This is a genomic window from Bremerella sp. JC817, assembly GCF_040718835.1.
GTDB lineage: Bacteria > Planctomycetota > Planctomycetia > Pirellulales > Pirellulaceae > Bremerella.
The window spans coordinates 472943-488671 of sequence record NZ_JBFEFG010000267.1 but is presented as its reverse complement, the minus strand read 5'-3'; the positions used below and the strand labels follow the sequence as shown (position 1 = coordinate 488671).

8 protein-coding genes are annotated in these 15729 nt (G+C 56.8%); all 8 read right to left on the bottom strand.

The genetic code is table 11. The features are described from left to right. Positions 1-12 precede the first annotated feature (12 nt). The 8 genes from AB1L30_RS10680 to AB1L30_RS10645 all read right to left on the bottom strand — a co-directional run bounded on the left by AB1L30_RS10680 (position 13) and on the right by AB1L30_RS10645 (position 15696). The gene (locus AB1L30_RS10680) at positions 13-1275 is read right to left on the bottom strand and encodes an amidohydrolase (protein WP_367013399.1); all 1263 of its coding nucleotides are present in this window, start codon (positions 1273-1275) and stop codon (positions 13-15) included. Positions 1276-1392: 117 nt separating this feature from the next. Next, positions 1393-2256, bottom strand: coding sequence for an MqnA/MqnD/SBP family protein (locus AB1L30_RS10675; protein ID WP_345091481.1), 864 nt, complete (start codon positions 2254-2256; stop codon positions 1393-1395). Positions 2257-2403: 147 nt separating this feature from the next. Next, entirely contained in the window at positions 2404-2961 is a 558-nt protein-coding gene (locus tag AB1L30_RS10670; RefSeq protein ID WP_367013398.1) for a flagellar export chaperone FliS, read from the bottom strand. Between the two features lie 100 nt (positions 2962-3061). Further along, entirely contained in the window at positions 3062-6826 is a 3765-nt protein-coding gene (gene fliD, locus AB1L30_RS10665) for a flagellar filament capping protein FliD (protein ID WP_367013397.1), read from the bottom strand. Between the two features lie 211 nt (positions 6827-7037). Beyond that, on the bottom strand, positions 7038-10259 hold the full coding sequence (locus AB1L30_RS10660; protein WP_367013396.1) for a flagellin: 3222 nt from the start codon (positions 10257-10259) through the stop codon (positions 7038-7040). Positions 10260-10963: 704 nt separating this feature from the next. Next, positions 10964-11188 (bottom strand): carbon storage regulator CsrA, encoded by a 225-nt coding sequence (csrA, locus tag AB1L30_RS10655; RefSeq protein WP_105354695.1) that lies wholly within the window; start codon positions 11186-11188, stop codon positions 10964-10966. Between the two features lie 212 nt (positions 11189-11400). Beyond that, on the bottom strand, positions 11401-11841 hold the full coding sequence (gene fliW, locus AB1L30_RS10650) for a flagellar assembly protein FliW (RefSeq protein WP_345091497.1): 441 nt from the start codon (positions 11839-11841) through the stop codon (positions 11401-11403). A 114-nt stretch (positions 11842-11955) separates the two neighbouring features. Beyond that, positions 11956-15696, bottom strand: coding sequence for a hypothetical protein (locus tag AB1L30_RS10645; protein WP_367013395.1), 3741 nt, complete (start codon positions 15694-15696; stop codon positions 11956-11958). Positions 15697-15729: the final 33 nt, after the last annotated feature.

The following is a 15729-nucleotide window of genomic DNA, read 5'->3' as shown; positions in this document are numbered from 1 at the left end:
GTCGTCCTCGCCTTAGGTCGAATCGGGATGAGTAGTCGTTCGAGGCTGCAGCAGTTGTTGGCTCCAACGGGAACCTGGCTCGAAGCAAGCGACCACGCTACGGGCCAATAGGTTCGCTCCGAAGGGAAGCACGCGTTCGTCGATGTCGAACCGCGTGCTGTGGAGCATCGGCCATGTACCCGACCCCGGCGTCGCACAGCCGAGCCGGAGCATCGCCCCTGGGATGTGATCCAGGTAGAACGCAAAGTCTTCGCCACCCATGCTGGCTCGCGGAACTTCGTGCACGCCAGGCATGCCGGTGATTTCGACGCAGGTCTCTTTCAGCAGATCGATTACGTTCGAGTCGTTCCGCACCGCATCGGTACCGAGTTCGAAGCTGACTTCCATCTTGGTTTGTGTCGCCATCGAGATGCCGTCGGCGATGCGGTGGATGTGATTGATCGTTTCGACCCGGGTCTGGGGAAGCAAGGTGCGAAGCGTACCTTGCAGCTCGACCGTTTCCGGGATGACATTGGGGCTCGAGCCGCCATGGATCTGGCCGAAACTGACGACGACTGCTTCGTGCGTGTTGGTCACGCGCGGAAGCGTCAGGTAGATGGTGTTAACAAGCTGCGCGGCAGCAGCGATTGGATCGTTAGCTTCGTAAGGCCGAGCACCATGGCCGCTGGAACCATGAATGCGAATGCGGATCTCTTCGCAACTCGCCGTGAGTTCTCCCTTGCGAAAACCAACTTTGCCAAACGGAAGGCCTGGTTCCATGTGCGTGGCGAAGATTGTCGATACATCTTCCAGTGCCCCTGCCTTGATCATGGCCTTGGCACCGGCGCAGGTTTCTTCGGCTGGTTGAAAGATAAAGCGGGTACGAATTGGCCAGGGAAGCTCATTCTTCTTGGCCATGGCCTGCAGTGCCTGAGCGGCACCTAGCACCAACGTTGTGTGGGCATCGTGACCGCAGGCGTGCATCACACCATCGACCTGACTGCAGTAATCGACCGACTTGCTGTCGTGGATTCGCAGGGCGTCGATGTCGGCTCGTAGAGCAATGGCGGTGGTGCCTTCGCCGTCGAATGTATCGAGGTCGGCAATGACGCCCCTTCCATCAGGACCCATGCGAACCGAAAGACCCAGGTCACCTAGAACCTGATAGAGCAACAGACTGGTCTGGAACTCTTCGCCCGAGACCTCAGGGTTGCGATGAAGATTGCGGCGGAACTCGATGAGATGATCGCCAAGCTGGTCGATCTCCGCACTAAGTCGCGATTGCCAGGCTGTCATGCTGCGGGGACTTTCCTTACAAAATCGGCGGACGACGGTACTCCAATCCTACCATGCAATTGGAGTACCGTTCATTACCAATTTGGCTCGGAAGCCAGTCCCGCTCTAACGGGCGGTTTAGCCGTCGACGAACTCTGGCGTGATCAATTCCGGAATAGCACCCAGTTCATAGCCTTCCTTCAGGAAGCGGGTGACCGATTCACGCCCCTTGTCGCCGAAGTCGATCGTCCAATCGTTAACGTACATGCCAACAAACTTGTCGGCCAACTGGTTGTCGAGACCGCGACCGAACTGCAAAGCATATTCGAGGGCTGGCTGACGATGTTCCAGACCGTAAACGATACTTTCCTTCAGCAGACGCGTGACATCTTTGATCACTTCAGGACCGAGATCCTTGCGGATACCGTTGGCACCCAGCGGCAATGGCAGACCATCGGTACGATCGTGCCACCAGACGCCCAGGTCGACGATTAGCTGGCAGTCTTGGCGTTCGTAGGTCAACTGACCTTCGTGGATGATCAGACCGGCGTCGATCTGCTTGCCTTGGTACTCGCCAGCTTCGGTGACGTCGATGATTTCGTCGAAAGGAACGACGACGTGCTCGAACTCTTGGCCGAGGTACATCCGCAAGGCCAGGAACGCCGAGGTCAGCGTGCCAGGAACGGCGATCGTCTTGGTCTTCAGTTCGTCCTGAGTGAACTGCTGCTTGGCGATCACCATGGGGCCATAGTTGTCCCCCATGCTGGCACCACAAGCGCAGATGGCGTACTTGTCGTGCAGGTGAGCATAGGCATGGATGCTGATCGCGGTCAGTTCCAGTTCGCCTGAGAACGCACGGCGATTGAGGGTCTCGATATCGACCAGTTCATGCTCGAACCGGTACTTGCCGGTATCGATCTTGTCGCAGGCCATTGCGTAGAACATGAAGGCGTCGTCCGGATCGGGGCTGTGCCCGACGCGGATCAGTTGTTTCTCGGCCAAGATTCTTAGTCCCTGGTTGGGGTGGAAATTGGAAAGCGAAACCATCCATTGTTGCGTGGATCAGCGTTTTCCATCAACCAGGGAACCGCCGCGATTCCCCCCCAATAACACCCCTTTTCCGGGGCAAACCTGGGGAAACAGGCGTTTTTAGGCGTCGAACGAAATACCGCTACCACCACCAGAGTAGTAATCGGAGCCAGAATCGTAACCATAAGAGCTTCGTGAACGCGTTGGCGTGTCCTCTTCATTCACATCGAGCGAGCTCATAATCTCTTCCGCATCGGACGAGGTTATTTCTCGTTCGGCCTCGCTCGGACGCTCTGGAGCGTCAGGCATGATGCGGCAAAGCTCTTCCCAGGTCTCGCGTTCTTCGTTCAGAACACGCAAAACCCCTTCCAGACGCGAATAGTCGTTGGCCGCATGCAAGTCGCTCAGTTCCTGGAACAGGAACAAATAGATGCCCGCCACGCTTCGCAGCAGTTCGCTGCCGTCAGGCTTCATGTTGCAGAGAATCTGAGCAATGATCTCGCGACAACGGGTCAGTCGATCCCAAGCCTCTTCCGGTTCCTTCTGCTCGTGCAACTGCTGCGCTTGATAAGCGAAACGGATCGCTCCGTTGATCATCATTAGTTGCAGTTTTTGAGGAGTTGCCGTGAGGACTTCGGTTTCAAGATAGCCGTCGGTCGATTCGCTGTGAAAGCTCATGGTCATTTCTGGGCTTGGGCAATGAAAGACTAGCGGGTCTACGCCTGTTATCGACCGACTCATGCGTGAACGTGCAGCCAATCACCTTGGGGTGCGGTTTTTACGTTCCATCCGGCGAGATATAAGAGATGCCGTTGATGGCAGTTAAGTTGCTTTGCAGCTTACCAATCGTGGTTTCGAGGTTATAGAACTGCTCAAGCAATTGCTTCGAGCGACGTTCGAGTCGCTCGGTCATCGCCTTAATTCGATCGGTGTTGACGTCGGCTCGCGCTTGCAATGTTTGGGCTCGACTCACCAGCAGCGAACGCCCTGCACCTGCGAAGGTTTCAGTCAGATCGAAGACCTTCTTCGCAAACCCAGTCGTTTCTTTCAGGAAGAAGTTCTCGACGGCGTCAGGATCTTGCTCGAACGCCGATTTCAGCTTCGTCGAGTTAAAACTCAGTTTGCCGGTGTCGTTGAACTCGAAGCCGAGTTGTTCTAGCGACTGGAATTTACCGAGACCGGCGAAGCGGGAGGTAATCAGGTTGCCTAGTTCGGTATCGATACGGAGCGCTTCATTCGAACCGAAAAGCACGCCGGTGCTGTTGTCCGATTCGTTGAAGAACGTGTGCTCGTCCAGCTTGGAACGGAGGGCGTTGTATTGATCGACGAATTCTTGAGCCGCCTTCACTAGCGGTTCGTCCGAGACCGCCACGTTCACGTTCACCGCGGTGGTGCTGGCCTGGTTAACGGTCAGCGTCACTCCGTCCAACACGCCGGTAAAGCGGTTTGAGCTGGAAGAGGTCAAAATACCGGCCGAAGCATTGCTCGTCGAACCAAACAGCAGCAGTGCGTCCTGGGCTTCGACGATTTCCTCGAACGAGAACTGCGAATCGCTCGAATCGAGGATCACACGGCCTTTCTCACCAGATTTGGTACTCACCAGCGATAAGCGATACGGAGTCGCACCACTTCCGGTATTCAAGGAGGTAGCCGAAATGCCGACGTCGGCGTCGTTGATCTTATCGATCAAGTCTTCCAGCGTGTCGCCCGTCTCGATTTCAATGGTCGTGACTTCCGAGCCTTCCAGAACGTAGCGATTGACGCCGTCGATCTCTTTCTCGACGCCAGTCCCCAGCAAGCCGAGTCCTTCGGCGGTCTTGGTCGAACCACCTTCGGTAACCGTCAGCTTGCCAGAACCAGTCGACTTGTCGATCAGCACGATCCCGTCGCCATTGTCGTTGATGCGAGCTTCAACGTTGAGCGTCAGTTCCGAGTTGATCAGGTCGATCACGTCGCCGATGGTTTGAATGTTCTCGGTATTGGTCAGGTCGAACAGACGAGTGTTGCCGGTGCTGTTTTTCACCAGGAACTTGCCCCGTTCGATGCCGCTGCCACCCTTCAGGTCGTCGAGCTTCGTGTTCTCGTTGACGAACTGACGGTGTAGGCTGCCCGAGTTCGTTGTCAGCTCCGACGAATCGTGTTCGATCCCCAGCAGGTCGGCCGTATTCGTTGCGTCGGCACTTTGGATGACAAAGTTACTGGCGAACGCACCACTGTTATCGGTGATCGAGATCCCGTTGCCAGCCGGGTTCAGCGATGCCTCGACCGCGAGACCGGAACCATTGATCAGCTCCAGGATGTCTTCCACCGTTTCCGCACCTGAGAGATCGACACTGGCCGAAGCTCCGCTACGGTCGGTGATCGAAATGGAGCCGAGCGTTCCCAGGCCATTGCCGCCACCCAGCGAGGTGAGCAGCGTTGTCTTCAGGCCAGCTTGCAGGCGACGGCTGGTGATGGTGCTTCCCGATGCCGAACCGGTCAGGCCAAGGTCTTCGGCGGTCGAGCTGTCGTTAATGCTACTAACCGAGAAGGTGCCGCCGTTGTCGGTACTGAGATCGAGCAGCTCAATGTGATCGCCATCGGCACTTAGTTGAGCCCGCAGCTTGGAAGGATCCGCGGCGTTGATGGCGTCGATCAAGTCACCCAACGTCTGCGGCTCCGACTCTTCGGAAGCAGCCCCTTTTGTCGTCGTGCCAGTGGCGGTCGCGTTCACGATCCGGTCGCCGGTGGCACTGGCCGGTTTGCCGGCGGTGAAGTAGGCAGCCACCGAAGTGTTGCCATTCAAGGCAGCCACGACATCTTGAGCCGTGGTGGCACCTTCCGCGATGCGGACCGTGATGGTTTTGGCTTCCTGGTCGAACTCAACGACTTCGCTGCCCTGAGTCACGGCTCCGTCGGCAACGTAACTCAAGGTATAGCCGTCGTAGTCGGCGCCCTTCACTTTGGCGGTCAGGTTGACCTGGGCGTTGGCCGAATCGTTGGAAGTCGTTGCCGATGACTGCAGCACGCCGCCCGAGGTGACGCCGGTGTCGGTGACATCGACCAGGCCGCTTCCGTCGCTGCCAGAGCCATTCGAGGCCGAGAACAGCGCACTGACCGTTGGGTCGTTGTTGATCGCGTCGATCACATTCGTGCCGGTGCTGTTGCCGGCGTCGATGTGAATGGTCAGCGTCTTGTTGCCTGGATCGGAGTCGTCGTAGACCACCGTTTCCGAACCAGCCGTCACGCCAGCGTCATCCACGAAGACGATCGTCACGTCGTCATAGTCGCCGCCAGCAGTCGCGGCGGTCAGCGTGATCGCGGCGTTCGGATCGACCGAGGTCGTCGTCGCGGCAGCATTGGCAGTGGTGGCCGATGTGGTCACGCCATCTTTGGCAGGATCGATGATGCCACTGCCGGTACCGCTGTTTACCGTACTGGCGGTGAAGTATTGACTGGCGGTCGGATCGTTTGCCAGGGCACTGATAATGTCGGACGCCGTCGTCTTGCCGACTTCGATCTGGAAGGTCAGCGTCTTGCCGGAACCATCGAAGACGACGCTCTCGTTGCCCTTGGTAACTGAGGCATTATCTTCAAAGATAATCTGCACGCCGTCATATTCGCTACCGCTTTGAACGGAAGTGAAATTGAGCCGGGAATCACTGGGGGTCAGCGAGGTGGTGGCGAAATCTTCCGGAGCGGCCGCACTGCCAAGATCGATTTCGAGCGTTGTGCCATCCTTCAGCGAGACGGACAGGTCTGCGCCGTTGCGATTGCTGCTGATGCCATTGCCATCGTTGAGCTGCGAAAGCTGCGTGTTGGTGTGCAGACGCAGGATGTCGTTGCCAGTTGCCGAATCGGAGGCCGTATTGATGCCGGCGAGGCCAAGATCCGTCGCCGTGCTTCCGCTGCCAACGCCTTGGACAATCAGGTTTGATGTTGTCTGGCCCGAAGTGTCGGTCAGCTTGATGCGGTCGCCATCGACCGAAGCGGTGACCTGGATGTCGTCGTTGCTGTTGATGGCATCCAAAACGTCGTCGATCGTTTGCGCATAGCTTAAATCGATCGCAGCGCTCGAACCACTGCGGTCGGTGATACGAACCTTGCCGCGTTGAACCCCTTGGCCGCCATTCAAGGCGTCGAGTGAAAGGCCGTCGTCAAGTTTCGGTCCGTGACTGATTTCGAACTTGCCTGGTGTCAATGCTTGCGTGAGCGAGGCGACGCCGGAGCTTAAAAGCTGCTGCGACTGGGCAGTTCGAATCGGAGTGAATTGGTAGTTGCCAGCTTTGGGGGTACCGGTAACCGTGGTCGACAAGAACGTCGTGTTCGCACTGGTCGCCTTGGTGGTATTGAATAGAGAGCTAGCTTGAAATTTTTTCGCAGTGAACTGGAAGCTTAAAACCGAAGCGGTCAGTTCCGCGATGGCGCTAGCTTCGTCGTTGATCAATTCGGTTCGCGAAACCAGCAGATCTCGCGGTTGGGCTTCGACCTCGATTAATTGTTTCACCGTTTCCGTAATCGGAATACCGGTAATGAGACCGTTTGTTGCCTGAATGCCAACCATGAAACTTCACTGTGATGGGTGAGCCGAAGCTCACGCAATAGGACTGCACAGGGCGTCCGCGCGTATTCGTGTTATCGACCACGAAACGACAGCGACTGGAGGAATTTTCCGGTTAGGTAAAATCGTCGGCTGCTTGGGGCTGAACGTAAAAACGCCCGGCCTTTTGGGGGCCGGGCGTCTTCAACTTTTAAACTATAGCCCGAGGTCCTCGTTATCGGAGGAGACTCAGAACATTTTGCGGGTTCTGGTTGGCGATACCCAACACCGAGGTACCCGACTGGACCAGAATCTGCGAGCGAGTCAGCTTGGCCGATTCCGCGGCGAAGTCCGCGTCACGAATCGAGCTTTCTGCTTCGGTCAGATTGGCCAGCGTGTCATTCAAGGTGTAGATGTTCGATTCCAGAGTCGTCTTCTGGAAGGCACCCAGTCGACCGCGAAGTTGCGTGATGACCGAGATCGTTTCGTCAACGATCTTCGCGGCACCACCAACGTCGGCAGTCAGGCTCTTGTTACCACCGGAACGCAGCTCGAACAAGCGGCCGCTGACGCCACCCAGAGTCGCCGTGCTGACGCTCTGAATACCGAGGCGAGCCTGCTGGTTGCTGACCACGTCTGGACCGAGTTGGAACAACGCACCACCACCAGAGATCTGGAAGTTATAGGTCGAGCTGTCCGAGACTTCCGAGTTCACCGAGAAGCTCAAGTCGAGCGACGAGGTGTTGATCGAGGCCTTCAGACCATCGCCGATTGCCTGGATACCGTTGATACGGACATTGACGTCCTGGCCTTCCGAGCGATCGGTGGCGTTGCCATCGATGTCGGTCAGGTTGAACGTACCGCTGAGAGCCTTCACGCTGACAAAGCTGTCCGAACCGAAGCGGGTCGCACGGAAGGTGAGGCCCGTGTTTTCCAGGTCCGAGTTGCCTTGCAGAGCGGCACCGTCGGTGCTGCCGTTGTCGACCACACCACCGGTCAGGGTAGCCGTATCGTCAACGGTGACCACGCCACCACCACCCGAGACAATAGCACCGGTAAACAACCCGGCGATGTCTGCGTCGTAGTTGGGGTCGGCCGAGTTGAAGATGTCGGCGATGTTCTGAGCGGTCGTTGCACCTTCATCGATGAAGAAGGTCAGCGTCTTGTTGGCGGCATCGTATTCGGCACGTTCATCCGTACCTGCGGTGACCGTACCATCGGCGACGAATTGCACCTTAACATTGTCGAACTCTTCACCACCGTTGATCGCGGTGAAGGTGAGCTGAGCGGTCTGGCCATTGACCGAGAAGGTCGTGCCAGCTGCCTGAGCGTCTTCCAGCTGAGTACCGCTGGTGCCGAAGGTGATGTCTTCGGTCGAAACAGCCAGGACGCCCGAGCCATCGCTTCCACCGGAGTTGGTAACGCTGATGCCACGATCGGTCAGGTAGTTCAGCGTGTTCGTCGCTTCGGTCGAGTCGCTGATAAACTGGCTAGGATCATCAAAGAAGGCGATCAGGTCGTCAGCGGTAGTCTTGATGATACCGTTTTCGTCCGTTTCCAGATTGACAATCAGAGTGCCTTCCGAGACAACACCGCCCGACGTATCGACCGATGCTTCAAAGTTGGCGATCGTGACCACGCCGGCACCGGTGCTGGAACCGAAGTTTTTAGCACCGAAGTAATCGCTGGCGTAGGTGTCGTTGTTGAGTGCATCCACAACGTCCTGAGCCGTCGAAGTACCATCGTTGATGTACAACTTCAGGGTCTTGTTTTCTTTGTCGAGGACCACGTACTCGTCGCCGCCACCAGCCAGGTCGGTATCGTCGACAAACGAGATGGTGTAGTCGTCGTAGTCGCTACCCTTCAGCTTGGCCGAAACGGTGAACGATGCGTTGGCATCGTCGCTCTGCAGCGTAGCCGACGACAGGCCTTCGACGCGTGGGTCGGTGGTCGTGTCGATGCTCAGGCCGGTGCCTGGGTTCGAGACGAAGCGAATATTTGGAGCTTCATTTGGTGCCAGGAACTGCAGACGGTTGTTCTGTTCAGCAACACCCGAGTAGGCGAAGTCGCTGAATTCCGAAACGACACCGTAGCCGTTGTTGCCAGCTTCGAGCGAAGCGGTGACTTTGTTATTGCCCGTGGCATTGTTGATGGCCGTGACAACGTCGTTGGCCGTTGCGATCACGTCGCCACCGTCAACACCACCCGCGAACGTGCCAGCAGCACCAGCCGAGGCAACCGCACCAGCACCCGTACCACCAGTCGTTTCCACCAGAGCTGCGGTGAACAGTTCCGAGACCTGATCGTTGACGGCAGTGTTGTTGATGGCGGTGACCAGCTGAGCAGCGGTCGAGGTAGCTGCCTTGTGGATCGTCAGCGTACCAGCGTCTTCGTCGAAGTCGACCGTTTCCGCACCAGCGGCACCGTCGTTCGCGAAGATAACCTGGATGCCGTTGAAGTCAGCACCCTTGATGTTGGCCGTGATGGTGAAGTCGTTGTCCGTACCGGCGTCGTCGACGGTAACGGTTGCGGCTTCGTAGTCACGAACACCCAGAGCAACTTCGATCTTGGCAGGATCGTCACCGACAGCTTCGGTGTAGGTTGCACTGGTGGTCGAGCTGGTGCCCTTGACGTACTTCACGCGGACGTCGCCAGCATCGAAGCCAGCGTCGTTAGCGGTAAGCAGGACGTCGTTGTTCTCGCCGAAGCTCGAAGCAACGATGGTACCCTTGGTAGCAGCGGTTTCGACAACAGCTTCCACACCGGTGGCGTCCGAGACCAGGTTGACGGCCGAAGCGACTTCTTCGATGGTCGAACCCTTGGCGAAGTTGAATGCTTCCGTACCGTTGCCGCCGCCGATTTGCAGCACGAGATCTTCAGCGATGGCACCGAAGTTGTAGTTGAGCTGACCACGGGTCGCTTGCTTGACGACGTTGACCTCGACGCCGATCGCGCTAAACGAACCAAAGTTGGCTTGATCGATTCGCAGACCTTCAATCGCCGAGTTGTCGACGTTGTCGGTGATGAAGTCCAGGTTGCCGTCCAGCAGACGCTTGCCCTGGAACGAAGTGATTTGAGCGATACGGTCGATGGCTTCCAGCGACGAGTCGATCTGCAACTGGTTAGCTGCGATCTGGTCTTCGCTCAGAGCACCCGTATTTGCGGCTTCTGAAGTCAAACCACGGATGTCGTTCAACAGCTGGCTGACCTGGCCCAAAGCGCTGTCGGCGGTAGCAATCAGCTGGTTGGCACGTTCACTGTTCGTGATCGCCTTTTCCACACTGATGATGTCGCTTCGCAGAGCTTCACTGGCGATCAAACCTGCTGGATCGTCTTTACCGCGGTTAATCCGCAGACCGGTGCTCAGTCGACCCAGTGCGGTTTGCAAGTCGTTATTCGACCGCGCCAAGGTATTCTGGGCAACAAGTGAGCTGACGTTAGTATTGATTCGGGTCATTGTGAGACACCCCTCCTAGTTGAGGACTACGTTTGGTTCCAACCGAGACGGGGAGTCGTGACTCAGCTGGTGCGGCTGCAAAACGCAGCCCCGAAATTTTGGGAACGAACGATTGTCAATCTCGAGTTTGGCCACGCTTTGGGTCGTACGAAGTTCGTAGCCGTATCTAGGCCTGCCCCGCTTAATGCTTAAGAACCGAGCTAGCTACGTGGTCAGCGCAGCTTGTGCGAGGAATCCTAAACATCTAAATGGGAAGATCGTCACACTTTGACACTACCTTGAGATAAAGCATTGCTTTTTCATGGGGGTATCACTTCGCCGAAGTTGTTTGCCTTGTCTATTCATCACGGTGCGTACAGTCCGCACGACCGCACATCGATAAAGCGCATTTGATCGATGGGATTAGAGGTAAGGAAGCAGCTTTTCAAGCTGTTTTCTCGCGTGCGTTCAGCAAGAAAACGCCGTGTTTATCCGAGAGAATCTCGTTTCAAAGAATATCGCAAATCATGCGGATTATCCGCAGATGTAGCGGATCGAAGCCGATCGCAAACTTTACGGTTCCTGGCTTCGATCGGCTTGCGGATTGCCGAAAACGCCAATGGCGCTAGGTGGGATAATGCCGTAGGAACCGAGTTTGGCGGGATGATACCAGGAGGCCGCCTGGCAGAATTCAGGAAGTTCGACCTCCGTGCAACGGATCGCGACTATTTGCGACCCTTCTTCATCATGGCCGTGTCTTCCGGCTGCATGCCAGAGGCCTGCATGTTTTCGCGTTTGATCGCTTCATAGACTTCCTGTCGATGGACCGGAATGTCTTGAGGGGCGGCAATGCCCAAGCGAACCTTGTCTCCACGAATGTCCACAATCGTGATGACAATGTTGTCGCCGATCATGATGCTTTCGTCACGGTGCCTCGAGAGTACCAGCATCTCTGGCTCCTTCCTACTTTTATTTCAATCAGGGTATAGGGCATTTGGTGCTTTTAAGATTCCGTCCAGCCCCGAATGACTGTCTTGAGCAGTCGCTCGCCAGCAATGATAGCAGTGCATTGCTATGACTCGACGTGTTGAGTATCGGACACCTAGAGAGACGGATTCAGTTTTCGATCCGCGGATACTGTTCTGACGGCAAGTCCGGATGTTCAAGCACTGCGACGCAGAGGGATTGTTTCAGTCGCAATGACATGCCGCAGAGGCTGTTCGTCGGTCGTAATGACCTGACGCCCCAATTGAAGGGAAAGATTGATCAGCAATGGAGCACGCAGGTTCACGGTCACGAAGTCCTCTTCGCGGCTGACGATCACCAGCACAAAGGTCTCCATTCCGGCGTCAATCTTCAAAGAAGTCGCCTGCTCAGGGCTGATTCGCACCTTGTAAGACGGAATATAGCGACGCGGGCTAACTACTGCGAACGCCAGGCTGGGGTCTTCCAGCGACTGGAGCCAGCCCACCGATTCGTTCCGTTCGTCCGCCAGAATGGCCCATTTGGTGTGATTGTCGAATCCGATCAATCCAGCCGAGAACACGATCACTTCGTCATCGTGAATGTTGAGCTTGCCGAAGCGGGTGGTTTGGATCTCCATGGCCCATTGCGTCCTTGCACGGTCTTGGCGGCTGTCTGGTTAAGAGCGTGGAATCGCCCCGTTCTCTTTATCGGCTCTTCGTTTGGCAGAATCCACAGAATCGTCAAAGTCGGATCAGATAAAATCAAGCAAACTGAATTGGTAAAGCTGGCCGGCGGCTTGCAACGAAGCCTGGAACGAGGCTTGCTTCGCGGTCATCTCGGTAATCGCTTGCACGATATCGACGTCGATTTCGAGTGATAGCGTGCTCTTGAGCTCCAGGATTTCATCTTCGCCGCGTGCTTTCAGCACGTCGACATGCTGGTCCCGGGCACCCAGTTCGCCACGTGTGAAGCTCAGCCGCTGAAGATCTTCCTCCATCAGCCCTGCCACGCGCGAGACCTCCAGGACGTCTTTGTTATCGATCGCCTCTTTCAGACGCAGCAGCGAGTTGAAGATCCCCTTGGTCTCCATCGGGTTCACATTTCGCCCGGAAAGGACTTCTGCCGTACCACCCGACGTGGTTCCGACCGTGCCGCCCGATTGAATAATGCCTGAACCATCGTTGGTGGTGTCGGTGGCGCGATTGACATAGGCGTCGAAGGTGCCTTCCTGGTCGATCGCAGCGATCACCTGGTTGGCAGTCGTCACGCCCGCCTCGATCTTGACGGTTAACGTCTTCGTGGCCGAGTTGTACAGCGCACTTGGGGTTCCACCCGAAAGGCTGTCGTCGAGCACGACCGTGACGCCATTCATCCCGGTACCAGGCGTCTTAGCCGAAACCGAGAACGAGCTGTTTAAATGATTGGGGGAGGCAAACGAAATGTCGGCGGTCGCCGGCTCAGCATCTGCGACCGGCAAACCGCCCGTCGTACTGGCCAGGACGCCTGTCTGGGTGATTAAGCCGGTGCCAGAGTTCGTGGCGTCTTCGGTCGAGTACAACTCGGCGTTGAAGGTGCCTTCCGCCTGGATCGCGGCAATCACCGTGTTCGCCGAAGTCAGCGTCGGATCGACGTCGATGGTCAACTTGCCGGTGGCAGCGTCGAACGAAACCAAGGCCTGGTTGCCACTGGCGACGTTGTTCACGATTTCGACTTGAACGTTGTTGTAGGTCGTTCCTGGCTGGGTTGCTGTTAGCTTGAAGGCGTTGTTGACGTCTTCTGGCTCGGCAAACTTGATCACAGCCGTCGCTGGGCTGGCATCAGGCGAGTCCGAAACCGTTGTTTCGATTTCACCAGGCGGAATCAGCCCCAGATCGACACCGGCCTGGCTGAGCACCCCTTGTGAAATCGTCAGGCGATTGAAGCCTGGAGGATTGTCGTCGACGATTTCGATCCCGTTGCCGAATTCCGACAAACGGGCCACGATTGCGTTCGCCCCATCCAGGTTCTTCGGATGATTGTTAATCAGGTTCAGAACATCACCGACCGTCTTTGCCGTTGCCAGGTCGATCTCAAGCTCGACACCGTCGTTACGGGTGATGGTCAGGTCGGTGCCATCGGTGCCATTCACGCCGCGGCCAAAGTTCAGGTCGGAAAGAACCGTGTCCGAAGTGAAGCTGCGGAGACCAAGCTGGGTAGCGGTTTGTCCGCCATTTTCTCCGATCGAAAAGTCACCGCCGCTTACGTTCGAGCGGACATTGATGCCGTCGCCGGCGGCATTGATCTCGGCGACCAGGCCGATCCCAGCTCCATTGAAGACATTCAGCAGGTCTTCAACCGTTTCAACATCTTCAAACGTCAGCGTTGTTGTCTCGTTGCCGTTTTGAATTTGAACACCCGCGTCCGCGTCGAACGTCGTGCCGGAGCCGCCGTCGGTTTCGCCGAGAACGGAGACGTCGACCGCACCACTCCCGGAAAGGAACTCGGCGGTTGTATCTTTCGGGTCGATCGAAGCGGAAAAGTCTGCGGAGAAGACGGCATCGTTGTTCAAGGCCCGTACCAGGTCGGCACTGGTTGTCGTGCCTGACGCGACCTGAACAAAGTAGGTGCTGGTATCGCCACCCGTGTTGCCGGTATTACCAATGGTACCGGCACTGGCTGTATTGACCGCGGCAGCTAGATTGAATGATTCCCCGTTACCGTTGTCGTATGTGACCGAGAACGTTCCTTCGGCAGCGATGGCGTTCATGATCGACTGGACTGTGGTCTCGTTGCTGTCGTCGATTTGAATCGTCAAACGACGCGTAGTGCCGTCGTCAGAGTAAGATGCCGTGGCCGAATCGCCAATGTCGCCCGAAGCATCAATGACGATCTCGACGTTGTTATACAGGTCGCCTGCTTGATTGGCGATCAAGGTCAAGTCGTTGCCGCCACCTACCAGCGGAAGCGAGGCTCGGGCTTTCACGGCTTGGGCGGTCACGCCAGTGACCGCGGTGAGCCCATCGTTCGACGAGGCGACAATACTGGCCGGATCGTACCCCTCACCGCTCGAAGGAGGTGTGCCCACGGCAAACCGACCATCGGCAGCGATGGCGTTCACCAGCGACTGGAGCGTGGTTTCGTCGCTGTCGTCGACTTGGATTGTAATCGTCGGCACGCCATTTACGTCGGTCACGGGACCGATCACCGCGTTGTCACCAATGTCGTTCGAGGCATCGATGACAATCTCGACACCATCCAGGCTGCCATCGGTCAGGTTCGAGGTTAGCAGCAGATTGTTGTCCGCCCCGCTGAGTGCGAGCGTTGCTTGAGGCCGAAGAAGTTCCGAGCCCTTGGTGACAATTTCGTTGCCGCGCAAAATGCCCGATCCGGCCTTCAGCAGGTTATCGTCGACCAATTGAATCTTGGTGCCGTTGAGCGATTCGCCGTTGCTGTTGGCTTTGATCAAAATGTCGTTGTTGGCGCCTGGGTATTCGATCACGGCGCTTGACTTGGTGCCCAACAGGTCAGCAACCTTGGTGGTCAGCGTGATGCGCGGATTCAGGTCCTTGCCAACAATTGGGTTGGTCAGGTTGCCTTCGGTTTTCAGGATCCCCAATTGAGCGGCAACCCGGCTGCCACCCACTTCGCGGATGGTCAGGTTTCCGCCGCCAGCGTCGTCGATGTCGATGGTCAGACCGGTATCGGTGACTCGAACCTTGAGTTCTCGGCCGGCCGGAGGATTCGCTTCGATTAGGCGGACCACGTCGTCGACCGTATTGGCCGAAGAAATATCGATGGTCACGGCTGGCGAAAGCCCGTCTGAGATCTGGAAGCTCCCCTTCTGGATCCCCTTCCCTGCCCTGAGATCGGAAAGCTTGGTCGAGCCAGAAAGAACCGGATTCAAATCGGTCAGCCCTTTGACTTCCTGGCTGATCGCCCCGAAAGCTTCGTCGCCGTTTACCGTGGTATCGAACAGCAGGTCAATGTCAGCGAAGCTTTGCAGACCGTTCGTATTGCCTAGATACTGGATCAAGCCGTTTTCAAGCGTCTGGTAAGGACGCGTTGTGGTGTTCGAACCTGAGAACAGATACCGACCACGAAACTGCTGATTCGCCAGGTCCATCATCTGCTGGATGGCGCGCTCGACTTGTTCGCCGGCAGCGGCCAGTTCGGTGTCCGAGAATGTCGTGTCAGCCAGACGAACTGCCAGACCTTTGACGTCGTTCAAGGTGTTCTGAGCATTCGCCAAGGCCACGTCGGTCGCGGCCAGGTAAGACTGGCTGGTGATCAGGTTGGTTTGGATCTGGGTCTTTTGTTCCAGCAGCGATTGCAGCGTGACACCCCGGATCGCGGCAGGGGCATCGTCACTCAACGAAAGCACGCGACGACCGGTGCTTAACTGCGTTTGCAGTCGCAACAGGTCGAGTTGATCGGACGTCATCTGATTGGTCAGACGGGCCGACAACAAGTAGTCGCTGGTTCGCCCAGTCGGTACTGGAATGATACGTGTCATGGTTCGATTTCCGTGGCCGCGAGGCTGAGCGTT